This window comes from Variovorax sp. YR752, from assembly GCF_943372545.1.
The window spans coordinates 26,690-50,438 of sequence record NZ_CALRZC010000034.1; the positions used below are offsets into that span (position 1 = coordinate 26,690).

At 67.5% G+C, this 23,749-nt stretch carries 23 protein-coding genes; all 23 read left to right on the forward strand.

Going from position 1 to position 23,749, the window contains the following annotated elements:
- Nucleotides 1-21 precede the first annotated feature (21 nt).
- Complete coding sequence (gene aroB, locus AAG801_RS10930) at nucleotides 22-1,146, forward strand: 3-dehydroquinate synthase (protein ID WP_341888397.1); 1,125 nt, start codon at nucleotides 22-24, stop codon at nucleotides 1,144-1,146.
- Nucleotides 1,143-2,279 carry a deoxyguanosinetriphosphate triphosphohydrolase gene (locus tag AAG801_RS10935; RefSeq protein WP_341888398.1) on the forward strand — a complete coding sequence of 379 codons (1,137 nt, stop codon included), beginning with the start codon at nucleotides 1,143-1,145 and terminating at the stop codon, nucleotides 2,277-2,279. The genes aroB and AAG801_RS10935 overlap by 4 nt, the downstream gene beginning before the upstream one ends.
- A complete protein-coding gene (locus AAG801_RS10940) occupies nucleotides 2,276-3,556 on the forward strand; it encodes an MFS transporter (RefSeq protein WP_341888399.1) in 1,281 nt (426 codons plus the stop codon). The genes AAG801_RS10935 and AAG801_RS10940 overlap by 4 nt, the downstream gene beginning before the upstream one ends.
- A complete protein-coding gene (locus AAG801_RS10945; RefSeq protein WP_341888400.1) occupies nucleotides 3,553-4,128 on the forward strand; it encodes a DUF1415 domain-containing protein in 576 nt (191 codons plus the stop codon). Before AAG801_RS10940 ends, AAG801_RS10945 begins: the two co-directional genes overlap by 4 nt.
- 14 nt (nucleotides 4,129-4,142) lie before the next feature.
- A complete protein-coding gene (locus AAG801_RS10950; protein WP_101491303.1) occupies nucleotides 4,143-5,024 on the forward strand; it encodes an SAM-dependent methyltransferase in 882 nt (293 codons plus the stop codon).
- A 29-nt stretch (nucleotides 5,025-5,053) separates the two neighbouring features.
- Complete coding sequence (locus tag AAG801_RS10955) at nucleotides 5,054-5,755, forward strand: transposase (protein WP_341888401.1); 702 nt, start codon at nucleotides 5,054-5,056, stop codon at nucleotides 5,753-5,755.
- A 178-nt stretch (nucleotides 5,756-5,933) separates the two neighbouring features.
- Nucleotides 5,934-10,679 (forward strand): glutamate synthase-related protein, encoded by a 4,746-nt coding sequence (locus AAG801_RS10960; protein ID WP_341888402.1) that lies wholly within the window; start codon nucleotides 5,934-5,936, stop codon nucleotides 10,677-10,679.
- Between the two features lie 35 nt (nucleotides 10,680-10,714).
- Nucleotides 10,715-12,193: a glutamate synthase subunit beta gene (locus tag AAG801_RS10965; protein WP_341888403.1), complete on the forward strand. Its 1,479-nt coding sequence runs from the start codon at nucleotides 10,715-10,717 to the stop codon at nucleotides 12,191-12,193.
- A 65-nt stretch (nucleotides 12,194-12,258) separates the two neighbouring features.
- On the forward strand, nucleotides 12,259-13,122 hold the full coding sequence (locus AAG801_RS10970) for an ABC transporter ATP-binding protein (protein ID WP_341888412.1): 864 nt from the start codon (nucleotides 12,259-12,261) through the stop codon (nucleotides 13,120-13,122).
- Nucleotides 13,119-13,901: a lipid asymmetry maintenance ABC transporter permease subunit MlaE gene (mlaE, locus tag AAG801_RS10975; protein ID WP_341888404.1), complete on the forward strand. Its 783-nt coding sequence runs from the start codon at nucleotides 13,119-13,121 to the stop codon at nucleotides 13,899-13,901. The genes AAG801_RS10970 and mlaE overlap by 4 nt, the downstream gene beginning before the upstream one ends.
- Nucleotides 13,902-13,942: 41 nt before the next feature.
- Complete coding sequence (gene mlaD, locus AAG801_RS10980) at nucleotides 13,943-14,431, forward strand: outer membrane lipid asymmetry maintenance protein MlaD (RefSeq protein ID WP_101491008.1); 489 nt, start codon at nucleotides 13,943-13,945, stop codon at nucleotides 14,429-14,431.
- Nucleotides 14,428-15,177 carry a VacJ family lipoprotein gene (locus tag AAG801_RS10985; RefSeq protein ID WP_341888405.1) on the forward strand — a complete coding sequence of 250 codons (750 nt, stop codon included), beginning with the start codon at nucleotides 14,428-14,430 and terminating at the stop codon, nucleotides 15,175-15,177. The genes mlaD and AAG801_RS10985 overlap by 4 nt, the downstream gene beginning before the upstream one ends.
- Before the next feature lie 164 nt (nucleotides 15,178-15,341).
- Nucleotides 15,342-16,004 (forward strand): ABC transporter substrate-binding protein, encoded by a 663-nt coding sequence (locus AAG801_RS10990; protein ID WP_101491006.1) that lies wholly within the window; start codon nucleotides 15,342-15,344, stop codon nucleotides 16,002-16,004.
- Between the two features lie 12 nt (nucleotides 16,005-16,016).
- On the forward strand, nucleotides 16,017-16,292 hold the full coding sequence (locus AAG801_RS10995) for an STAS domain-containing protein (protein ID WP_099795298.1): 276 nt from the start codon (nucleotides 16,017-16,019) through the stop codon (nucleotides 16,290-16,292).
- 164 nt (nucleotides 16,293-16,456) lie between these two features.
- Nucleotides 16,457-17,404 (forward strand): ABC transporter ATP-binding protein, encoded by a 948-nt coding sequence (locus tag AAG801_RS11000; RefSeq protein WP_095949878.1) that lies wholly within the window; start codon nucleotides 16,457-16,459, stop codon nucleotides 17,402-17,404.
- 5 nt (nucleotides 17,405-17,409) lie between these two features.
- Nucleotides 17,410-18,165, forward strand: a complete 756-nt coding sequence (locus AAG801_RS11005; protein WP_341888413.1) for an ABC transporter permease — start codon at nucleotides 17,410-17,412, stop codon at nucleotides 18,163-18,165.
- A gap of 19 nt (nucleotides 18,166-18,184) precedes the next feature.
- Nucleotides 18,185-18,427 carry a BolA/IbaG family iron-sulfur metabolism protein gene (locus AAG801_RS11010; protein ID WP_056572757.1) on the forward strand — a complete coding sequence of 81 codons (243 nt, stop codon included), beginning with the start codon at nucleotides 18,185-18,187 and terminating at the stop codon, nucleotides 18,425-18,427.
- A gap of 42 nt (nucleotides 18,428-18,469) precedes the next feature.
- On the forward strand, nucleotides 18,470-19,759 hold the full coding sequence (murA, locus tag AAG801_RS11015) for a UDP-N-acetylglucosamine 1-carboxyvinyltransferase (RefSeq protein ID WP_341888406.1): 1,290 nt from the start codon (nucleotides 18,470-18,472) through the stop codon (nucleotides 19,757-19,759).
- Complete coding sequence (gene hisG / locus AAG801_RS11020) at nucleotides 19,756-20,397, forward strand: ATP phosphoribosyltransferase (RefSeq protein ID WP_099795302.1); 642 nt, start codon at nucleotides 19,756-19,758, stop codon at nucleotides 20,395-20,397. The genes murA and hisG overlap by 4 nt, the downstream gene beginning before the upstream one ends.
- Before the next feature lie 11 nt (nucleotides 20,398-20,408).
- On the forward strand, nucleotides 20,409-21,731 hold the full coding sequence (gene hisD / locus AAG801_RS11025; RefSeq protein ID WP_341888407.1) for a histidinol dehydrogenase: 1,323 nt from the start codon (nucleotides 20,409-20,411) through the stop codon (nucleotides 21,729-21,731).
- A gap of 154 nt (nucleotides 21,732-21,885) precedes the next feature.
- Nucleotides 21,886-22,593: a hypothetical protein gene (locus AAG801_RS11030; protein WP_341888408.1), complete on the forward strand. Its 708-nt coding sequence runs from the start codon at nucleotides 21,886-21,888 to the stop codon at nucleotides 22,591-22,593.
- Between the two features lie 11 nt (nucleotides 22,594-22,604).
- Complete coding sequence (locus AAG801_RS11035; protein WP_341888409.1) at nucleotides 22,605-22,985, forward strand: hypothetical protein; 381 nt, start codon at nucleotides 22,605-22,607, stop codon at nucleotides 22,983-22,985.
- Nucleotides 22,982-23,749: aminotransferase class I/II-fold pyridoxal phosphate-dependent enzyme (locus tag AAG801_RS11040; protein WP_341888410.1), on the forward strand; the 768-nt coding region annotated here is incomplete at its 3' end. The genes AAG801_RS11035 and AAG801_RS11040, both read left to right, overlap by 4 nt.

The following is a 23,749-nucleotide window of genomic DNA, read 5'->3' on the forward strand; positions in this document are numbered from 1 at the left end:
CGAGCGCCTAAACTCGCGGCCATGTCCCTGTCCGTTTCGCCCGCACTTTCCGCCCCATCACAGCCCGAGCGCGTCGAGATCCAGCTCGGCGAGCGCAGCTACCCGATCCTGATCGGTGGCGGCCTGCTGGAAGACCCCGCCAGCTTCGGCGTCGTTCCCGCGGCCGCGAGCGCATTGATCGTCAGCAACACCACCGTGGCGCCGCTCTATGCCCAGGCCTTGCGGACCGTGCTGGCCGGCCGCTTTCGCACGGTTCATCTGCTCGAACTGCCCGATGGCGAGGTGCACAAGAACCTCGAAACGCTCAACCTGATCTTCGACGCCCTCCTGGGCCACGGCAGCGACCGCAAGACGGTGCTGTTCGCGCTCGGCGGCGGGGTGGTGGGCGACATGACGGGTTTCGCGGCCGCCAGTTACATGCGCGGCGTGCCCTTCGTGCAGGTGCCGACCACGCTGCTGGCGCAGGTCGATTCGTCGGTGGGCGGCAAGACGGCCATCAACCACCCGCTGGGCAAGAACATGATCGGCGCGTTCTACCAGCCGCAACTCGTGCTGTGCGACCTGGACACGCTGCAGACGCTGCCCCCGCGCGAATTGAGCGCCGGCCTGGCCGAAGTCATCAAGTACGGCCCGATCTACGACATGGCCTTCTTCGACTGGATCGAGTCGAACATCGAAGCGCTGGTGGCGCGCGATCCGGCCGCGCTGGCCCATGCCGTCAAGCGCAGCTGCGAGATCAAGGCGCTGGTGGTTGGCCAGGACGAGCGCGAGACCGGCTTGCGCGCCATCCTCAATTTCGGCCACACCTTCGGCCATGCCATCGAGTCGGGCCTGGGCTACGGCGAGTGGCTGCACGGCGAGGCCGTCGGCTGCGGGATGGTCATGGCGGCGCAGCTGTCGCAGCGGCTGGGCGGCGTCGACGCGGCCTTCGTCGCGCGGCTCATGCGCCTGATCGAACGGGCCGGCCTGCCCATCGTCGGGCCGGCACTGGGCGCGGAGCGCTACCTCGAGCTGATGCGCGTCGACAAGAAATCGGAAGCCGGCGAGATCCGCTTCGTGGTGATCGACCGACCCGGCTCCGCCGTCGTGCGCAGCGCGCCCGACGCGATGGTGCGCGACGTGCTCGCGCAGTGCTGCGCGGCATGAGCCTTGCGGCGTACGCTTGCCACCCCGCCCGCTCGCGCGGACGGCGCCACGCGGAGCCGCCCGCGCCCACGCGCGACGCCTTCCAGCGCGACCGCGACCGCATCGTCCACTCCACGGCCTTCCGCCGGCTGGTCTACAAGACCCAGGTCTTCCTGAACCACGAGGGCGATCTGTTCCGGACGCGGCTCACGCATTCGCTCGAAGTCGCGCAGCTGGGCCGTTCCGTCGCGCGCGCCCTGCGACTCAACGAGGACCTGGTCGAGGCGATTGCGCTGGCCCACGACCTCGGCCACACACCTTTCGGCCACGCCGGCCAGGACGCGCTCAACGCCTGCATGGCCGAACACGGCGGCTTCGAGCACAACCTGCAGAGCCTGCGTGTGGTCGATGCACTGGAGCACCGCTATCCGCAGTACGACGGCCTGAACCTCAGCTTCGAAACACGCGAGGGCATCCTCAAGCACTGCTCGCGCGCCAACGCCGAACGCATCGAGGCCGCCGAGCCGCAGGGCGTGGCGCGCCGCTTTCTCGACCGCACGCAGCCGGGGCTCGAAGCCCAGCTGTGCAACCTGGCCGACGCCATCGCCTACAACGCGCACGACATCGACGACGGCGTGCGCTCGGGCCTGATCAGCGTCGAGCAACTGGCCGACGTGGAGCTGTTCGAGCGTTACCGCCGCGAAGCGCTCGCCGAGCATCCGCAGCTGCCGGGCCAGGGCCGGCGCGTGCTCTATGAAACCATCCGCCGCATGCTCAGCGCGCAGGTCTACGACGTGATCGACACGACGCGCGCGGCCATCGAGGCGCTGGGCCCCGCCGATGCCGACGCTGTGCGCCAGGCGCCGCCGCTGGTGGCCTTCAGCGGCGCCATGCAGGCGCAGTCGGAGACGCTCAAGCAGTTCCTGTTCCGCAACCTCTACCGCCACCCGCAGGTCACGCAGACCACCGACCAGGCGAGCGAGGTCGTGCGCGAGCTGTTCGATGCCTATCTCGCGCGCGGCACCGAGATGCCCGCGTCGTACGCCGAGCGTCGCGATCGGCACCGCGCCGTGGCCGACTACATCGCCGGCATGACCGACCGCTTCGCCATGCGCGAGCACGAGCGGCTGACCGGCCGCCGGGGCATCGCATGACGGCGGCTGTGCGCTCGAGCAGTGCGTCGGCCCGCGTGCCCGCTGCGGCCTTCGCCGTCGTGCTGGGCGGCGTCAGCGCCGCGCTGCACCTGGGCAAGCTGCCGCCCGCCGTGCCGGCGCTGCAGGCGTCGCTCGGCATCGACCTGGTCGAAGCCGGTTTCCTGCTCTCGCTGGTCCAGGTCGCGAGCATGACGCTGGGCCTGCTGGCCGGGCTCGCGGCCGATTCGATCGGCCTGCGTCGCAGCATGCTCGTCGGGCTGGCGGTGCTGACCACGGCCAGCCTGCTGGGCGGCGCCGTCGGCGCCGGCCTGATGGGCGAGTCGCACGCGGTGCTCTGGCTGTTCGTGCTGCGCGCAGCCGAAGGCATCGGCTTCCTGATGGCGGTGATGCCCGGTCCGGGACTCATCCGCGCACTGACGCCCGCGGGCGCCGACAAGGCCGCGCTGGGCCTGTGGGGCGCCTACATGCCGCTCGGCGTGGCGCTCGCGCTGCTCATCGGTCCGGCCCTCATTGCCTGGGGCGGATGGGCCGACTGGTGGTGGACGCTGTCGCTCGTGTCGGCCGGTGCGGCACTCTGGGTGTGGCTGGCGGTACCGCGCGACCGGGCCCGGGTGGCCGGCGCGAGCCTGCAGCCCACATCGTCCGGCTGGGCCTCGCGGCTGCGCGAGACGGTCGGCGCGCGCGCGCCGTGGCTGATCGCGCTGACCTTCGCCGTGTACTCGTCCCAGTGGATGGCCGTGATCGGTTTTCTTCCCGCCATCTACGCCGACGCGAAGGTGCCGGCCGCTTGGAGCGCGGTGCTGACCGCACTCGCCGCGGCGATGAACATCGTCGGCAACCTCATGGGCGGCCGCTGGTTGCAACGCGGCGTGGCGCCCGAGCGCCTGCTGCAATGGGGCTTCCTGACCATGGCGCTGGGCAGTGTCGCCGCCTTCGCGCAGGTGGGGCAGGGGGCCGAGGCGCTGGGCCTGCCACCCGCGCTGCGCTATGCCGCGATCTGCGCCTTTTCACTCGGCGGCGGCATGATCCCGGCGACGCTCTTCCTGCTGGGCGTGCGGCTGGCACCAGGGCCGAGCACCGTGTCGACCACGGTCGGCCTGATGCAGCAGGCGTCGTCGCTCGGCCAGTTCCTGGCGCCGCCCGCGGTAGCCTGGGTGGCGCACCGCGTGGGCGGTTGGCACTGGACCTGGACCGCGACGCTGGCCTGTTCGCTCGCCGGCATGGCGGTCGCCGTGCGCCTCGGTCGCATTCGCCAGGCAGCGGAGGCCACGCCGTGAACGACCCTGCCATCTTCGACGCCGCACAAGCCGAAGCCGACACCCGTCGCTGGCTCGAACGCGCCGTGATCGGCCTCAACCTGTGCCCCTTCGCCAAGGCGGTGCATGTGAAGGGCCAGATCCACTACGTCACCTACCTCGACACCCACGAGGGCCGCCTCATCGATGCGCTGCTGGCTGAAGCCCGTGCGCTCGTCGCGCTCGACGCCGAGGTGCGCGACACCACGCTGCTGATCGTCCCTCACGCCCTGGCGGACTTTCTCGACTTCAACGATTTCACGGAGCGCGCCGAGCGCAAGCTTGCTCGCGCGGGCTTCGACGGCGTGCTGCAACTCGCCAGCTTTCACCCGCACTTCCAGTTCGGCGGCACCGAGCCCGACGACATCACCAACGCCACCAACCGCGCGCCGTACCCCACGCTGCACCTGCTGCGTGAAGACAGCATGGACCGTGCGGTCGAAGCCTTTCCGGAGGCCGAGGCGATCTTCGAGCGCAACATCGAGACGCTCGAAGCCCTGGGCCCGGCCGGCTGGACCGCGCTCGATGTCGGCCCGGGAAGCGCCACGTCATGAACACCAAGAACACCATGTCCCGTCCCGCGAAAGCGCACCCCACAAACAAGGCTGCCAAGGCCGAGGCCGAGCTGGCCGAAGTCCTGCGGCCGGGCCAGTCCGTCGAGCTCCTCAAGGAGCTGCACATCCTCACGCGCGAAGGCCGGCTCAACCAGGATTCGCGGCGCAAGCTCAAGCAGGTCTACCACCTGTTCCAGTTCATCGAGCAGCTGCTGCGCGAGCTGCCGGGTGAGGGCGCCGAGGCCACGCTGGCCGACCACGGGGCCGGCAAGTCGTACCTCGGCTTCATCATTTATGACCTGTTCTTCCGCGCGCGGCAGGGCGGCCATGTCTACGGCATCGAGACGCGCAGCGAGCTGGTCGAGCGCTCCCGCGCGCTGGCGCAGCAGCTGGGCTTCGGACGCATGTCGTTCCTGAACCTCACCGTGGCCGAGTCGGCGCAGGCAAGCGAGTTGCCCGCGCAGATCGACGTGGTCACCGCGCTGCACGCCTGCGACACCGCCACCGACGACGCCATTGCCTTCGGCCTTGCCAAGAAGGCGCGCTGCATGGTGCTCGTGCCCTGCTGCCAGGCCGAAGTGGCGGCCTGCCTGCGCGAGACCAAAGCGCTGGCCCTGTCGCGCACGCCGCTGGCCGAACTCTGGCGCCATCCGCTGCACACGCGCGAGATCGGCAGCCAGCTCACCAACGTGCTGCGCTGCCTGTACCTGGAAGCCAACGGCTACAGCGTCACCGTCACCGAGCTGGTCGGCTGGGAGCACAGCATGAAGAACGAACTGATCCTGGCGCGCTACACCGGCCAGCGCAAGGCGAGCGCGGCGACGCGGCTGCGCGAGCTGCTGGCGCAGTTCGGGCTCGACACGCTGGGCGACACGCGCTTCCGCCTCGTCGACTGAGTATTCGGACGGCGTCGTCCATCGTCCCCATGGCCCGTCTCCCCCGTCTCACGCTGGCCGGCATGCCGCACCATGTGATCCAGCGTGGCAACAACCGCCAGCCGATCTTTGTCGACCGTGCCGACCACGAAAAGCTGCTCGGCCTGCTGGCCGAGAACGCCGTGCGCTTCGGCATCGCGCTGCATGCCTACGTGCTGATGGACAACCACTTCCACCTGCTGGCCACGCCCGACAGCACCGCGGGCCTGCCGCAGTTCATGCAGTCGGTCGGGCGCAGCTACGTGCGCTACTTCAACGACCGCCACGGCCGCAGCGGCACGTTGTGGGAAGGGCGCTACAGATCGACCCTGATCCAGACCGAGCGCTACCTGCTGACCTGCATGGCCTACATCGACCTGAACCCGGTGCGCGCCGGGATGGTCGCCGAGGCGCGCGACTTCCCCTGGTCCAGCCACGGCCACTACGCCGGCCTGCGGCAAGACCGGCTGCTGACCCCGCATCCGCTGTACTGGGAACTCGGTAACACGCCCTTTGCGCGGGAGGCGGCGTATGCCGAACTGGTGCGCGGCGGGGTTCGTGCGGCCGATCAGAAGGCCCTGACCGACGCCACCCTGCGCGGCTGGGCGGCCGGCGATGGTGACTTTTTGGACACGTTGCAGAAGTCCACCGAGCGCCGCGTGATCAAGGCCAAGGCCGGCCGGCCGCCCGCATCCCCCAAAGATCAAGACTGAAAACGGCCGAGAGCCGCATGCCTGTGGCGCTTCGTGCTTTCATTTTTGATATGTCCCTAATTTAATTCTGACAAGAAAACTCAAGATTTAATAGGAATCTGACCCCCATTAAAGTGTTTGGCATTCTTTGTGCATCGCAATATGCTCCCTTTCCCTGCGAAAACTGAAGGAGCGCGCCATGACGACGGCTGCCGAGATTCAACACCTCCAAGAACACGGTCTGTATTCCGGTGCCGATGAGCACGACGCCTGCGGCGTCGGCTTCGTCGCCCATATCAAGGGCGAGAAAAGCCACGCCATCGTGTTGCAGGGTCTGAAGATCCTCGAGAACCTCGACCACCGCGGCGCCGTCGGCGCCGACAAGCTGATGGGCGACGGCGCGGGCATCCTGATCCAGCTGCCCGACCTGCTGTACCGCGAAGAAATGGCCAAGCAGGGCGTCACGCTGCCCCCGCCCGGCGAATACGGCGTCGGCATGATCTTCCTGCCCAAGGAACACGCCTCCCGCGAAGCCTGCGAGCAAGAGATGGAACGCGCCATCAAGGCCGAAGGCCAGGTGATGCTGGGCTGGCGCGACGTGCCGGTCAACCGCGACATGCCCATGTCGCCCACCGTGCGCGAAAAAGAACCGCTGCTGCGCCAGATCTTCATCGGCCGCGGCAACGACGTGATCGTGCAGGACGCGCTGGAGCGCAAGCTGTACGTGATCCGCAAGACCGCCAGCGCGAACATCCAGCGCCTGAAGCTCAAGCACAGCAAGGAATACTACGTTCCAAGCATGTCCAGCCGCACCGTGGTCTACAAGGGCCTGCTGCTGGCCGACCAGGTCGGTACCTACTTTCTCGATCTGCAAGACAAGCGTTGCGTCTCGGCCCTGGGCCTGGTGCACCAGCGCTTCTCGACCAACACCTTCCCCGAGTGGCCGCTGGCCCACCCGTACCGCTACGTCGCCCACAACGGCGAAATCAACACGGTCAAGGGCAACTACAACTGGATGAAGGCACGCGAAGGCGTGATGTCGTCGCCCGTGCTCGGCGCCGACCTGCAGAAGCTCTACCCGATCAGCTTCGCCGGCCAGTCCGACACCGCCACCTTCGACAACTGCCTCGAGCTGCTGACGATGGCCGGCTACCCGATCAGCCAGGCCGTGATGATGATGATTCCCGAGCCCTGGGAACAGCACGCCACCATGGACACGCGCCGTCGCGCGTTCTATGAGTACCACGCCGCCATGCTCGAGCCGTGGGACGGCCCGGCCTCCATCGTGTTCACCGACGGCCGCCAGATCGGCGCCACGCTCGACCGCAACGGCCTGCGCCCCTCGCGCTACTGCGTGACCGACGACGACCTGGTCATCATGGCGTCCGAGTCGGGCGTGCTGCCCGTGCCCGAGCAGAAGATCGTGCGCAAGTGGCGCCTGCAGCCCGGCAAGATGTTCCTCATCGACCTGGAACAGGGCCGCATGATCGACGATGAGGAGGTCAAGTCCACCCTCGCCAACAGCAAGCCCTACAAGCAGTGGATCGAAAACCTGCGCATCAAGCTCGACAGCGTCAAGGCCGAACCGGCCGCGATCCCTGTGAGCCAGGTGGCGCTGCTCGACCGCCAGCAGGCCTTCGGCTACACCCAGGAAGACATCAAGTTCCTGATGAGCCCGATGGCGCAGGCCGGCGAAGAAGGCATCGGCTCCATGGGCAACGACAGCCCGCTGGCCGTGCTCTCCAGCAAGAACAAGCCGCTGTACAACTACTTCAAGCAGCTGTTCGCGCAGGTCACGAACCCGCCGATCGACCCGATCCGCGAAGCGATCGTGATGTCGCTCGTGTCCTTCATCGGCCCCAAGCCGAACCTGCTGGACATCAACCAGGTCAACCCGCCGATGCGGCTCGAAGTGAGCCAGCCGATTCTCGACTTCGCCGACATGGCGAAGCTGCGCGACATCGGCACCTACACGCAGGGCAAGTTCAAGAGCTACGTGCTCGACATCACCTACCCGCTGGGCTGGGGCGATGAAGGCGTCGAAGCCAAGCTGGCCTCGCTGTGCGCCGAAGCGGTCGACGCCATCAAGGGCGGCCACAACATCCTGATCGTGAGCGACCGCGGCGTGGCCCCGACGCAAGTGGCGATCCCCGCCGTGCTGGCGCTGTCGGCTGTGCACCAGTACCTCGTGCGTGAAGGCCTGCGCACCACCGCCGGCCTCGTCGTCGAGACCGGCTCGGCGCGCGAAGTGCATCACTTCGGCGTGCTCGCCGGCTACGGCGCCGAAGCCGTGCACCCGTACCTCGCGATGGAAACGCTGGCGGCCATGCACGCCGACCTGCCGGGCGACCTGAGCGCCGAGAAGGCGGTCTACAACTACGTCAAGGCCATCGGCAAGGGCCTGTCGAAGATCATGTCGAAGATGGGTGTCAGCACCTACATGAGCTACTGCGGCGCCCAGCTGTTCGAAGCCATCGGCCTGAACACCGAAACGGTGAACAAGTACTTCACCGGCACCGCCAGCCGCGTGGAAGGCATCGGCGTCTTCGAGATCGCCGAGGAAGCCATCCGCATGCACAAGGCCGCCTTCGGTGACGACCCGGTGCTCGCCAACATGCTCGACGCCGGCGGCGAATACGCCTGGCGCACGCGCGGCGAAGAGCACATGTGGACGCCCGACGCCATCGCCAAGCTGCAGCACAGCACGCGCTCCAACAACTGGAACACGTACAAGGAATACGCGCAGCTCATCAACGACCAGAACCGCCGCCACCTCACGCTGCGCGGCCTGTTCGAGTTCAAGATCGATCCGGCCAAAGCCATTCCGGTCGACGAGGTCGAAGCCGCTGCCGAGATCGTCAAGCGCTTCGCCACCGGCGCGATGTCGCTGGGCTCGATCAGCACCGAGGCACACGCCACGCTCGCCATTGCCATGAACCGCATCGGCGGCAAGAGCAACACGGGCGAAGGCGGTGAAGACCCCGCGCGCTACCGCAACGAACTGAAGGGCATCCCGATCAAGCAGGGCGACACGCTCAAGAGCGTGATCGGCGCGGCCAACGTCGAGGTCGACCTGCCGCTGAAGGACGGCGACTCGCTGCGTTCGCGCATCAAGCAGGTCGCCTCGGGCCGCTTCGGCGTCACCGCCGAGTACCTGCACTCGGCCGACCAGATCCAGATCAAGATGGCGCAAGGTGCCAAGCCGGGCGAGGGCGGTCAGCTGCCCGGCGGCAAGGTCACCGAGTACATCGGCAAGCAGCGTTATGCCGTGCCGGGCGTGGGCCTCATCTCGCCGCCGCCGCACCACGACATCTACTCGATCGAGGACCTGGCGCAGCTCATCCACGACCTGAAGAACACCGCGCCGCACGCCAGCATCAGCGTGAAGCTGGTGAGCGAAATCGGCGTCGGCACCATCGCCGCGGGCGTTGCCAAGTGCAAGAGCGACCACGTCGTGATCGCCGGCCATGACGGCGGCACGGGCGCTTCGCCCTGGTCGTCGATCAAGCATGCGGGCAGCCCGTGGGAAATCGGCCTGGCCGAAACGCAGCAGACGCTGGTGCTCAACCGCCTGCGCAGCCGCATCCGCGTGCAGGCCGACGGCCAGATGAAGACCGGCCGCGACGTCGCCATCGGCGCGCTGCTGGGTGCCGACGAATTCGGCTTTGCGACCGCTCCGCTGGTGGTCGAGGGCTGCATCATGATGCGCAAGTGCCACCTGAACACCTGCCCGGTGGGCGTGGCCACGCAAGACCCGATCCTTCGCAAGAAGTTCTCGGGCAAGCCCGAGCACGTCGTCAACTACTTCTTCTTCGTTGCCGAAGAAGTGCGCCAGATCATGGCCCAGCTGGGCATCCGCAAGTTCGACGACCTGATCGGCCGCGCCGACCTGCTCGACATGCGCAAGGGCATCGAACACTGGAAGGCCTCGGGCCTCGATTTCAGCCGCCTGTTCGCGCTGCCGATCGTGCCGGCCGATGTGCCGCGCTACCACGTCGAGAACCAGGACCACGGCCTCGAGCGCGCGCTCGACGTGAAGCTCATCGAGAAGTCGCGTCCCGCCATCGACAAGGGCGAGAAGGTCCAGTTCATCGAGGTGGCGCGCAACGTCAACCGCTCGGTGGGCGCTATGCTCTCCGGCGCACTGACCAAGGTGCATCCGCAAGGCCTGCCCGACGACTCGATCCGCATCCAGCTCGAAGGCACGGGCGGCCAGTCGTTCGGCGCCTTCCTGGCGCGCGGCATCACGCTGTACCTGATCGGCGACGCCAACGACTACACCGGCAAGGGTCTCTCGGGCGGCCGCGTGGTGGTGCGTCCCAGCCTCGACTTCCGCGGCGAAGCAGTGCGCAACACCATCGTCGGCAACACCGCGCTGTACGGCGCGACGACCGGCGAGGCCTACCTGTGCGGCGTGGCCGGCGAACGCTTCGCGGTGCGCCTGTCGGGTGCCACGGCCGTCATCGAAGGCACCGGCGACCACGGCTGCGAGTACATGACGGGCGGCACGGTCGCCGTGCTTGGCAAGACGGGCCGCAACTTCGCGGCCGGCATGAGCGGCGGCGTGGCTTTCGTCTACGACGAAGACGGCCAGTTCGCCACGCGTTGCAACCTCTCGATGGTGTCGCTCGACAAGGTGCTGACCTCGGCCGAGCAAACCGCCAGCGTGCATCGCAAGATCTGGCACGGCGGCGAGACCGACGAAGCGCAGCTCAAGAAGCTGCTCGAAGAGCACCACCGCTGGACCGGCAGCAAGCGCGCGCGCGAGCTGCTCGACAACTGGGCCGAGTCGCGCACCAAGTTCGTCAAGGTGTTCCCGAACGAGTACAAGCGCGCCCTGGCCGAACTGCACGACCGCCAGGTCGAGCTGGCCAGCAGCGGCAACAACGCCCACGTGGGACTCGAGCCGCACGCACTGGCTGCGCCCGCCACGGCCGCCGTCTGAGCGCGCCATAGATACGAAGAACAGAGGACAGCACGATGGGAAAAATCACCGGCTTCATGGAGCATGAGCGTGTCGAAGAGGGCTACAAGCCTGTCGAAGAACGCGTCAAGCACTACAAGGAATTCGTCGTCGGCCTGAACACCGACCAGGCCAAGGTGCAGGGCGCACGCTGCATGGACTGCGGCACGCCGTTCTGCAACAGCGGCTGCCCGGTCAACAACATCATTCCGGACTTCAACGACCTCGTGTACCGCGACGACTGGCAGAACGCCTTCGCGGTGCTCGACTCGACCAACAACTTCCCCGAGTTCACCGGCCGCATCTGCCCCGCGCCTTGCGAGGCGGCCTGCGTGCTCAACGTGAACGACGACCCGGTCGGCATCAAGTCGCTGGAGCACGCGATCATTGACCGCGCCTGGGACGAAGGCTGGGTGGCGCCGCGTGTCGCCAAGCACAAGACCGGCAAGAAGGTCGCCGTGGTCGGGGCCGGCCCCGCCGGCATGGCAGCGGCTCAGCAACTGGCGCGCGTCGGCCACGACGTGACCCTGTTCGAGAAGAACGACCGCATCGGCGGCCTGCTGCGCTACGGCATTCCCGACTTCAAGATGGAGAAGACGCACATCGATCGCCGCGTCGAGCAGATGAAGGCCGAGGGCGTGACCTTCCGCACCGGCGTCATGGTCGGTGCCGCGAAAGACCCGCTGGGCAAGGGCTCCAAGGTCACTAACCTGGCCAAGGAAACCATCACGCCCGAGCAGCTGCAGAAAGACTTCGACGCCGTGGTGCTCACCGGTGGCGCCGAGCAATCGCGCGACCTGCCCGTGCCCGGCCGCGACCTCGACGGCATCCATTTCGCGATGGAGTTCCTGCCGCAGCAGAACCGCGTCAATGCGGGCGACAAGGTCAAGGGCCAGCTGCGCGCCGACGGCAAGCACGTCATCGTCATCGGCGGCGGCGACACCGGCTCCGACTGCGTGGGCACCAGCAACCGCCATGGCGCCGCGAGCGTCACGCAGTTCGAACTGATGCCGCAGCCGCCCGAAGAAGAGAACCGCCCGCTGACCTGGCCCTACTGGCCGATCAAGCTGCGCACCAGCTCCAGCCACGAAGAAGGTTGCGAGCGTGAGTTCGCCATCTCGACCAAGGAGTTCATCGGCGAAAAGGGCAAGGTCACCGGCCTGAAGACCGTTCGCGTCGAATGGAAGGACGGCAAGATGCAGGAAGTGCCCGGCAGCGAGCAGATCCTCAAGGCCGACCTGGTGCTGCTGGCGATGGGCTTCATCAGCCCCGTGGCCACCGTGCTGGACGCCTTCGGTGTCGAGAAGGACGCCCGCGGCAACGCGCGCGCCACGGTCGACTTCATCGGCGGCTACGCTACAAATGTGCCCAAGGTATTCGCTGCAGGTGACATTCGTCGCGGACAGTCACTGGTGGTGTGGGCAATTCGCGAAGGCCGGCAGGCCGCGCGCTCTGTCGACGAATTCTTGATGGGATTCAGCGACTTACCGCGCTGATTTTTGTTTCAATAAAGCGGCGCCGTTCGCGGCCCCGTTATCATCCGCGGAAACCGCATGCCGGGATGCCTCTCAAGGCGCCCGGCTTTTTTATTGTGATGGACCCAGCCACACCACCGTCTTCCTCCTTCGTCGAATTCCGCGATGTCTCGTTCGGCTACGGCGCGCGCGCGATCCTCGACGGCGTGTCGTTTTCCGTGCCGCGAGGCAAGGTGACGGCACTGATGGGGGCGTCGGGTGGCGGCAAGACCACTGTGCTGCGCCTGATCGGCGGCCAGCAACGCGCACAGCGCGGCGAGGTGCTGTTCGATGGCAAAGACGTCGGCCGCTTCGATGTCGCCACCCTGTATGCGGCGCGGCGCCGCATGGGCATGCTGTTCCAGTTCGGCGCGCTGTTCACTGACATCAGCGTGTTCGACAACGTGGCCTTTCCGCTGCGCGAGCACACGCAATTGTCGGAAGCACTGGTGCGCGACATCGTGCTCATGAAGCTCGACGCCGTCGGCCTGCGCGGTGCGCGCGACCTGATGCCCAGCGAAATCTCGGGCGGCATGGCGCGACGCGTGGCGCTCGCCCGTGCGATCGCGCTCGACCCCGACCTCGTCATGTACGACGAGCCCTTTGCCGGGCTTGATCCGATCTCGCTCGGTACGGCCGCGCGGTTGATCCGCCAGCTCAACGATGCGTTGGGCCTCACCAGCATCATCGTGTCGCACGACCTCGAAGAAACCTTCCGCATCGCCGACCACGTGATCGTCCTGGCCAACGGCGGCATCGCCGCGCAGGGGCGGCCCGAGGAGGTGCGTGAAAGCGCCGATCCGCTGGTGCACCAGTTTGTCAACGCACTGCCCGATGGGCCGGTGCGCTTTCACTACCCGGGCGTCAGCATCGAAGACGACTTCGGGAACAGGGAAGGGGGGCGCTCATGAGTTGGTGGAAGCCCGTCGACATCGGCTTTGCCGTGCGCAGCCAGCTGGCTGGCATGGGCCACGGCGCCAAGCTCTTCCTGCGCCTGCTCGGCCCGGGCGCGCAGATCATGCGTCGCTTCGGGTTGGTGCGTGACCAGATCCATTTCCTCGGCAACTACTCGCTCGCGATCATCGGCGTGTCGGGGCTGTTCGTGGGCTTCGTGCTCGGGCTGCAGATGTACTACGCGCTGCAGCGCTACGGCTCGTCCGAAGCGCTCGGCCTGCTGGTCGCGCTGAGTCTTGTGCGCGAGCTCGGTCCCGTGGTGGCAGCCCTGCTGTTCACCGGCCGGGCCGGCACGTCGTTGACGGCCGAAATCGGTCTGATGAAAGCCAACGAGCAGTTGAGCGCCATGGAAATGATGGCAGTCGACCCGGTGCAGCGCATCCTCGCGCCGCGCTTCTGGGCTGGCGTCATCACGATGCCGCTGCTGGCGGCCGTGTTCAGCGCGGTCGGCATCATGGGCGGCTACGTCGTGGGCGTGATCATGCTGGGCGTCGACCCGGGCGCGTTCTGGGGCCAGATGCAAGGCGGTGTCGATGTCTGGCGCGACGTCGGCAACGGCGTCATCAAGAGCATCGTGTTCGGTTTTACCGTGACCTTCATCGCGCTGCTGCAGGGCTTCGAGGCCCAGCCGACGCCCGAGGGCGTGTCGCGCGCCACCACGCGCACCGTGGTCATGGCGTCGCTGGCGGTATTGGGGCTCGATTTCTTGCTCACCGCCATGATGTTCAGTATCTAAAGGGGCTCCGGCCCCATCGTTCTAGACAGAGAGTGCAAACCATGCAACGTTCCACCAACGACATCTGGGTCGGCCTGTTCGTGCTGATCGGCGGCGCCGCATTGCTGTTCCTGGCACTGCAGTCGGCCAACCTGCTGAGCCTGAACTTCCAGAAGACCTACACGGTCACCGCGCGTTTCGACAACATCGGCGGGCTCAAGCCCCAGACGGCGGTCAAGAGCGCTGGCGTGGTCGTCGGTCGTGTGGAATCCATCGCATTCAACGACAAGGCCTTTCAGGCCGATGTGACGCTGGCGCTTCAAAACCGTTACAGTTTTCCCAAGGACAGCTCGCTCAAGATCCTGACCAGTGGCCTGCTCGGCGAGCAGTACATCGGCATCGAGGCGGGCGCCGAGGAAAAGAACCTGCAAGCCGGCGACACCATCACCGCGACCCAATCGGCCGTGGTGCTGGAGAACCTGATCAGCCAGTTCCTGTACAGCAAGGCCGCCGACGGGAGTACGGCGCCGGGAACAGCCAATAAGAAATGACCACACGACTTTTTTCGTCGACTGCTATTAAAAGTGTAGCTAGCTCCGCCCGTTGGGCCACCGCAACCGTCGGCTTTGCACTCATGGCCGGATGCGCCACCGGCCCCGGCGCAAGCCCGACCGACCCCTTCGAGCCGTACAACCGCGGCATGACGCGCTTCAATGACACCGTCGACGAGGCCGTGCTGGAGCCCGTGGCCAGCGCCTACCAGAACGTGGTGCCTTCGCTGGTGCGCCAGGGTGTGACCAATTTCTTCAGCAACCTCGGCGATGTCTGGAGCCTGGCCAACAACGTGGCCCAGCTCAAGCTGCAGAACAGCGCCGAGACCTTCATGCGGCTGAACGTCAACACCTTCTTCGGGCTGGGCGGCCTGCTCGACGTCGCCTCCGAGGCGCGTCTGCCGCGCCACGAGGAAGACTTCGGCCAGACGCTGGGCTACTGGGGCGTGGGCGCCGGTCCGTACGTGGTGCTGCCGCTGCTCGGCCCTTCCACGCTGCGCGACACGATCGCCCGTCCGGTCGACATGTACGGCGATGCGCAGGGCCACATCCACGACATCGCCTGGCGCAATTCGCTGGCGGGCCTGCGTGTCGTGGACACCCGTTCGCGCTACCTGGGCGCGACCCGTCTGCTCGGCGAAGCGGCGCTCGACAAGTATTCGTTCACGCGCGATGCGTTCCTGCAGCGCCGCCGCAACCAGGTCTACGACGGCAATCCGCCGGACGACGACAACGCCGGCAAGTGACGGCAAAAGGGGCGGACGGGGTGGTCCTGCTTGCATCCGGTTGCAGGCTTCACCTCCGCTTCAGGAACCCGGTCGGCCTGGCGCCTGTCGAAACCGTTCCTGTCTCAGCACGGGGCCATTGGCTGCACCGTGCAGGGAAGACAATTCAACCTGAGGGACTCACCATGAACAACAAGATCTTGCTGCAACGACGCGACATGGGCCGCCTGGCATTGGCCGGCGCGCTGCTGTTCGGCGCCGCCACCGCCTTCGTGCACCAGCCCGCATTCGCGGCCGACGAGGCTCCCGACGCGCTCGTCAAGCGCCTGTCGACCGACGTGCTCGAGACCATCAAGGCCGATTCGTCGATCAAGGCCGGTGACATCAACAAGATCATGCTGCTGGTCGACAGCAAGATCATGCCCAACGTCAACTTTCAGCGCATGACCGCCTCGGCCGTCGGCCCGGCCTGGCGCCAGGCCACGCCCGAGCAGCAAAAGCGCCTGCAGGACGAGTTCAAGACCCTGCTGGTGCGCACCTACGCCGGCGCGCTCGACCAGGTGAGCGACCAGACCGTCACCATCCGCCCGTTCCGCGGCGCCCCCACCGACACCGACGTGCTCGTGCGCACCGAGGTCAAGGGCCGCGGCGATCCGGTGCAGCTCGACTACCGCCTCGAAAAGACGCCGGGCCAGGGCGCCGGCTGGAAGGTCTACAACCTGAATGTGCTGGGCGTCTGGCTGGTCGATACCTACCGCACCCAGTTCGCGCAGGAAATCAACAAGAGCGGCATCGATGGCCTGATTGCCGCGCTGGCCGCGCGCAACAAGGGCAACGGCAAGGGCTGACGGGCGCACGCCATGCTGGTCCTTCCCTCCAGGCTCACCCACGACGAGGCTCCTGCCTGCATGCGCATGCTGCAGCAGGGGCTCAAGGGCCAGACCGACTCGACGTCCACCGTGGTCGATGCCACGCCATTGGCCCAGTTCGATTCCTCCGCGCTGGCGGTGCTGCTCGAGTGCCGACGTGAGTCGAGCGCGCTGGGCCGCAGCTTTTCCGTCAAAGGCCTCTCTCCACGCCTGCGCGAGCTGGCCGCCCTGTACGGCATCGCGGGCCTTTTGCCCGCTGCGCCCTGACAGTGTTGGCCCCCCGGCTTTTCACTCCGCTTCGCTGCGTGTAATTCGCCACCCCCCGAGGGGGAGGCGCGGCTCGCCTTGGGGCGGCCCGGCGGCGGCCGCATGAGGACATCGGGCCGCTGCGCGGCAGCTTCACTACTGGCCCCGTAAAATCGCGGGCTCCCATGCCCGCGATCTCATTCCAATCGGTCTCCAAGACCTACCCTCCCTCCCGTCAGCAACGCGCCCAAGGCAAGCAGGGGCTGCGTGCGGTCGACGAGGTTTCCTTCCAGATCGAGCCGGGCGAGTTCTTCGGCCTGCTCGGCCCCAACGGCGCGGGCAAGACCACCCTCATCAGCATGCTCGCGGGCCTGTCGCGGCCCACGGCGGGCGCGATCAGCGTGCACGGCTTCGACGTGCAGCGCGATTACGCCGAAGCCCGGCGCCAGCTCGGCATCGTGCCGCAGGAGCTGGTGTTCGACCCCTTCTTCAATGTGCGCGAGTCGCTGCGCATCCAGTCGGGCTACTTCGGCATCAAGAACAACGAGGCCTGGATCGACGAGCTGCTGCAGAGCCTGGGCCTTGCCGACAAGGCCACCGCCAACATGCGCCAGCTCTCGGGCGGCATGAAGCGCCGCGTGCTGGTGGCGCAGGCGCTGGTGCACAAGCCGCCGGTCATCGTGCTCGACGAGCCCACGGCCGGCGTCGACGTCGAGCTGCGCCAGACGCTCTGGCAGTTCGTCGCCAAGCTCAACAAGCAGGGCAGCACCGTGCTGCTCACCACCCATTACCTCGAAGAGGCCGAGGCGCTGTGCAACCGCATCGCGATGCTCAAGCTCGGCAAGGTGATCGCGCTCGATCGCACCAGCGAGCTGCTGAAGTCGGCCGCGAGCAACGTGCTGCGCTTCAAGACCGACGCCATGCTGCCCTGGGCCATCGCCCAGCACGCGCGCATCACCGGGCGCATCGTGCAGCTGCCGGCGCAGAACGCGCATGAAGTCGAACAACTGCTGGCCGCGATCCGCGAAGCCGGCGTCGCGGTGGAAGACGTGGAAATGCGCAAGGCCGACCTGGAAGACGTGTTCATCGACCTGATGGCGGGCGAGCAGACGCCGCTGGAGGTGTCGCGATGATGGCCGTGACCGGGTGGCGCGCGCTTCTGTATAAGGAAACGCTGCGCTTCTGGAAGGTCGGCTTCCAGACCGTCGGCGCGCCGGTGCTCACCGCACTGCTGTACCTCATGGTGTTCGGCCATGTGCTCGAGGGCCGCGTGACGGTCTACGGCACCGTGGGCTACACCGCCTTCCTGATCCCCGGCCTCGTGATGATGAGCGTGCTGCAGAACGCGTTCGCGAACAGCTCGTCCTCGATCATCCAGAGCAAGATCATGGGCAACCTCGTGTTCGTGCTGCTCACGCCGCTGTCGCACTGGGGCTGGTTCTTCGCCTACGTGGGCTCCTCGGTGATCCGCGGGCTGGCGGTGGGCGTGGGCGTGTTCGCCGTGACCATCTTCTTCGCCGTGCCCAGCTTCGTGGCACCGGTCTGGATCGTGGTCTTCGCGCTGCTGGGCGCGGCCATGCTGGGCACGCTGGGCCTCATCGCCGGGCTCTGGGCCGAGAAGTTCGACCAGATGGCCGTGTTCCAGAACTTCCTGATCATGCCCATGACCTTCCTGTCGGGCGTGTTCTATTCGATCGGTTCGCTGCCGCCGTTCTGGCAGAGCGTGAGCCACCTGAACCCCTTCTTCTACATGATCGACGGTTTCCGTTATGGCTTCTTCGGGGTGAGCGACGCTTCCCCCTGGCTGAGCTTCGGCATCGTCGGTTCTGCCTGGCTGGTGGTGAGCGCGATTGCCGTCCATCTCCTGCGCATCGGCTACAAAATCCGCGGCTGACCGCGACTTCCAAGACCCCATGACCGCTGACGAACTCCAGACCATCATCGCTGCCCATCTGCCGTGCGAGCACATCACGCTCGAGGGCGACGGCCGACATTGGTACGCGACCATCGTCTCGGCCGAATTCGAGGGCAAGCGCGCCATCCAGCGCCACCAGCGGGTCTACGCCACCCTCGGTGCGAAAATGCACACCGACGAGGTGCATGCGCTCTCGATGAAGACCTACACGCCGGCCGAATGGGCCGCCGTGGACAAATGACTTTCCGGCCCCTGCGGGCCTCCTGATTTCGCTGGATCCTTCATGGACAAACTTCTGATTCGCGGCGGGCGTGAGCTTCGCGGCGAAGTGCTCATTTCCGGCGCCAAGAACGCCGCGCTGCCCGAGCTGTGCGCGGCGCTGCTGACCGACCAGCCCGTGGTGCTGCACAACGTGCCGCGCCTGCAGGACGTGTCGACCATGCTCAAGCTGGTGCGCAACATGGGCGTGACGGCCGAGGCCGACGACAACGGCACCGTGCGCCTGAACGCCGGCGAACTCGGCAACCCCGAGGCCCCCTACGAACTCGTGAAGACCATGCGCGCCTCGGTGCTGGCACTGGGCCCGCTGCTGGCGCGCTTCGGCCACGCCAAGGTCTCGCTGCCGGGCGGTTGCGCCATCGGCTCGCGGCCGGTCGACCAGCACATCAAAGGCCTGCAGGCGATGGGCGCCGAGATCCTGGTCGAGCACGGCTACATGGTCGCGCGCCTGCCCGAGGGCCGCACGCGGCTGAAGGGTGCGCGCATCCTGACCGACATGGTCACCGTCACCGGCACCGAGAACTTCCTCATGGCCGCGGCGCTGGCCGAGGGCGAGACGCTGCTCGAAAACGCCGCGCAAGAGCCCGAGATCATCGACCTGGCCGAAATGCTGATCCGCATGGGCGCGAAGATCGAAGGCCACGGCACCAGCCACATCCGCATCCAGGGCGTCGAGACGCTGCACGGCTGCGAGCACGCCGTGGTGGCCGATCGCATCGAGGCCGGCACCTTCCTGTGCGCCGTGGCGGCCACGGGCGGCGAGGCCTTCCTGCGCCACGCGCGCGGCGACCACCTCGACGCCGTGATCGACAAGCTGCGCGACGCCGGCTGCACCGTCGTGACCGAACCCGACGGCATCCGCATCGGCTCGCAGGGCCCCGCCTACGACCACCTGAAGGCGCAGAGCTTCAGCACCACCGAATACCCCGGCTTCCCGACCGACATGCAGGCCCAGTTCATGGCCCTGAACGTCATTGCGCGCGGCGCCTCGATGGTCACCGAGACCATCTTCGAGAACCGCTTCATGCACGTGAACGAGATGGTGCGCTTGGGCGCGCGCATCCACGTCGAAGGCAAGGTCGCGATGGTCGAGGGCGTGCAGCAGCTCTCGGGCGCCACCGTGATGGCCACCGACCTGCGCGCCTCCGCCAGCCTCGTCATCGCCGGCCTCGTGGCCGACGGCGAGACGCTGGTCGACCGCATCTACCACCTCGACCGGGGCTATGACCGCATGGAATCGAAACTGCGCGGCCTTGGTGCCGACATTGAACGCGTGACGGGAGCCGCCGCATGATCACCCTGGCTCTTTCCAAAGGCCGCATCTTCGAAGAGACGATGCCCCTGCTGGCTGCCGCCGGCATCGAGGTCACCGAAGACCCCGAGAAGTCGCGCAAGCTCATCCTCGAAACCACCCGGCCTGACGTGCGCGTGGTGCTGGTGCGCGCTTCCGACGTGCCGACCTACGTGCAGTACGGCGGCGCCGACCTGGGCGTGACCGGGCTCGACGTGCTGCTCGAAAACGGCAACCAGGGCATGTACCAGCCGCTGGACCTGCGCATCGCGGCCTGCCGCCTCAGCGTGGCCGTGCGCGCCGACTACGACTACGCCTCCGCCGTGAAGCAGGGCTCGCGCCTGCGCGTGGCGACCAAGTACGTGGGCCTGTCGCGCGACTTCTTCGCCAGCAAGGGCGTGCACGTCGACCTGATCAAGCTCTACGGCAGCATGGAGCTGGCGCCGCTCACGGGCCTGGCCGACGCCATCGTCGACCTGGTCTCGACCGGCAACACGCTCAAGGCCAACCACCTCGTGGAGGTGGAACGCATCATGGACATCAGCGCCCGGCTGGTCGTCAACCAGGCCGCACTCAAGCTCAAGCGCGAACCCATCCGTCGCATCATCGACGCCTTCGCGTCAGCCATTCCCTCCGCCTGAACCTCACGCCCATGACTCTGCAAGCAGCCCCCGCCCGACTGTCCACGAACTCAGCCAGCTTCGACGCTGAATTCAAGGCGCGGCTGCATTGGTCCGCGGACGACGACGCGGCCATCGAGAAGGTGGTGGCCGACATCCTGGCCGACGTGCAGAAGCGTGGCGACGACGCGGTGCTCGAGTACACCAACCGCTTCGACAAGCTCGACGCGAAGACGCTGCCCGAGCTGGAGCTGACGCAGGCTGAGCTGAAGGCCGCCTTCGAAGCGCTGCCCGCAACTCAGCGCGACGCGCTCGAAGCCGCCGCGCGCCGCGTGCGCAGCTACCACGAGGCGCAGAAGAAGGCGTCGGGCGAAAGCTGGAGCTACCGCGATGCCGACGGCACGCTGCTCGGCCAGAAGGTCACGCCGCTCGACCGCGTGGGCATCTACGTGCCGGGCGGCAAGGCCGCGTACCCGTCGAGCGTGCTGATGAACGCCATTCCGGCGCACGTCGCGGGTGTGGGCGAGATCATCATGGTCGTGCCCACGCCGAACGGCGAGAAGAACCAGCTGGTGCTGGCCGCCGCCTACGTGGCCGGCGTCACCCGCGCTTTCACCATCGGCGGTGCGCAGGCCGTGGCCGCGCTGGCCTACGGCACCGGCACCGTGCCCGCTGTCGACAAGATCACCGGCCCCGGCAACGCCTACGTCGCCGCCGCCAAGCGCCGCGTGTTCGGCACCGTGGGCATCGACATGATCGCGGGCCCGAGCGAAATCCTGGTGCTGGCCGACGGCTCCACGCCGCCCGACTGGGTGGCCATGGACCTGTTCAGCCAGGCCGAGCACGACGAGCTGGCCCAGAGCATCCTGCTGTGCCCCGACGCCGCCTACATCGACCGCGTGCAGGCCGAGATCGACCGCCTGCTGCCGACCATGCCGCGCGCCGAGATCATCGCCGCCTCCCTCAACGGCCGCGGCGCGCTGATCCACACGAAGAGCATGGAAGAGGCCTGCGAGATCAGCAACCGCATCGCGCCCGAACACCTCGAAGTGAGCAGCAGCGAACCGGGCCGTTGGGAGCCGCTGCTGCGCCACGCCGGTGCGATCTTCCTGGGCGCCTTCACCAGCGAGAGCCTGGGCGACTACTGCGCCGGCCCGAACCACGTGCTGCCGACCAGCGGCACCGCGCGCTTCTCGAGCCCGCTGGGCGTGTACGACTTTCAGAAGCGCTCCAGCCTCATCGAAGTGAGCGAGGCCGGCGCCCAGGTGCTGGGCCCGATCGCCGTCACGCTGGCCGAAGGCGAGGGCCTGCAGGCGCACGCCGAAGCCGCGCGCATGCGCCTGCGTAAGATCTGAGGCTCCGACAACCCCGCTTCAGGGAGGAGCACGCCAGATGATTTCACGCCTCTATCGTTCGCGATTTTTCCGGTTCGCCACCGGCCTCGTTGCAGGTGCCGCCTTGCTGGCCGCCTGCACCCAGATGCCGCAGAACCGCGCCGAAACGGCTGCGATGACTGCCACCCCCAGTTCGGCAAAGCCCGCGCCGGCGCAGCTCGGCACGCAATGGGGCGAGGGCATCGAGTCGAAGACCCGCACGGTGGCTGCCAAGCGCCTGTCCGACCAGCCCGACGACGTGGCCTCGCTCGGCTACAACGACGCCACCAGCGTGCGCCGCGATGCGGGCAGCAACCCCGAGCGCCGGCTCAACCTGCAACTGGCCCAGGGCGACATCGAATGGTCGGTGCTCGACGAGAACGACCGCCCGCTGCCGTTGCAGCGCGCACGCCGCAGCAACAGCAATGACATGTTCCGCCTCGCCGGCGTCGAAGGCGCGCGCTACACGCTGCGCTTTCGCAACCTCAGCGACCGCAGCTACGAGGTGATCGCCACGGTCGACGGCCTGGACGTGCTCAACGGCAAGCCCGGCAGCCTGCGCAACGGCGGCTACGTGCTGCGCCCGCAGCAGACCCTGAACATCGAGGGCTTCCGCAAGAGCCAGAGCGAAGTGGCCGCCTTCCGTTTCGCCACGCCGGGCCGTGCCTACGCTGCGAACACCGACGCCGGCGACGTGCGCAACATCGGCGTGATCGGCGCCGCGCTGTTCGAGCTCGAAGAGCCGAATGTGCCGCGCCGCACGCGCCGCGATGCCTCGCCGTCGCAGCCCAGCGCCTTCCCGGCCGACGGCGCGTACGCCCCGGCGCCGCGCTACCGCAAGTAAGCAGCGAGGCCATGCAACGCGCCGCCGTCCTGCTGCTGCCGCGCCTGTCGGCGCTGCTGCTCGCACTGGCGGCCGGCGCGATCGGCGTCAGCGTGCAGGCCATGAGCATCCGCGAACTGCGCACGCTCGAAGCCGGTGAAAAAGACGGCAAGGCCTACGCCAGCTACTACCTCGTCGGCGTGCTCGAAGGCCTGCGCGAGGGCGTCGAAACGTCGCAGCGCAACGGCCAGCTGCCGACGTTCTGCGTCGAGGGCCGTCGCCTCGAACCCTCGATGGCCCGCTCGCTCTACCAGACCGAGCTGAGCCGCAACGCCGACAGCTACGAAGCCGACATGCCCGTGCAACTGGTCATGGCCGGCGCCCTCCGCAACAGCTACCGCTGCACCCGATGACCGTTTCTGATTCTTCCGCTTCCGACAACCGCCTGCCGCTCGACCGCATCCGCGCCGACGTGCGCGCCATGCACGCCTACGCAGTGCAGGACGCGCGCGGCTTCCTCAAGCTCGACGCGATGGAGAACCCCTACGGTCTGCCGCCCGCGCTGCAGACCGAACTGGGCGCGCGGCTGGGCGCGCTGGCGCTCAACCGCTACCCCGGCGACCGCGGCGCCGACCTGCAACGTGCGCTGGCCGCCCACGCAGGCCTGCCCGAAGGCTTCGGGCTGATGCTGGGCAACGGCTCAGACGAACTCATCTCGCTGCTGGGCATCGCCTGCGACCAGCCCGGCGCCGCCGTGCTCGCGCCCGTGCCCGGCTTCGTCATGTACGCCATGAGCGCCCAGCTGCAGGGCCTGCGCTTCGTCGGCGTACCGCTCACGGCCGATTTCGAGCTCGACGAGGCCGCCATGCTGGCCGCCATCGCGCGCGAGAAGCCGGCCATCGTCTACCTCGCCTATCCGAACAACCCGACCGCCAACCTCTGGGACGACACCGTCATCGAGAAGATCGTGCAGGCCCAGGGCGCGCAGGGCGGCCTGGTGGTGATCGACGAGGCCTACCAGCCCTTCGCCGCCCGCAGCTACATCGACCGCCTCGCCAAGCACCGTCACGTGCTGCTGATGCGCACCCTGAGCAAGTTCGGCCTGGCCGGCATCCGCCTGGGCTACCTCATGGGGCCCGCCGCACTGGTCGCCGAGATCGACAAGGTGCGCCCGCCC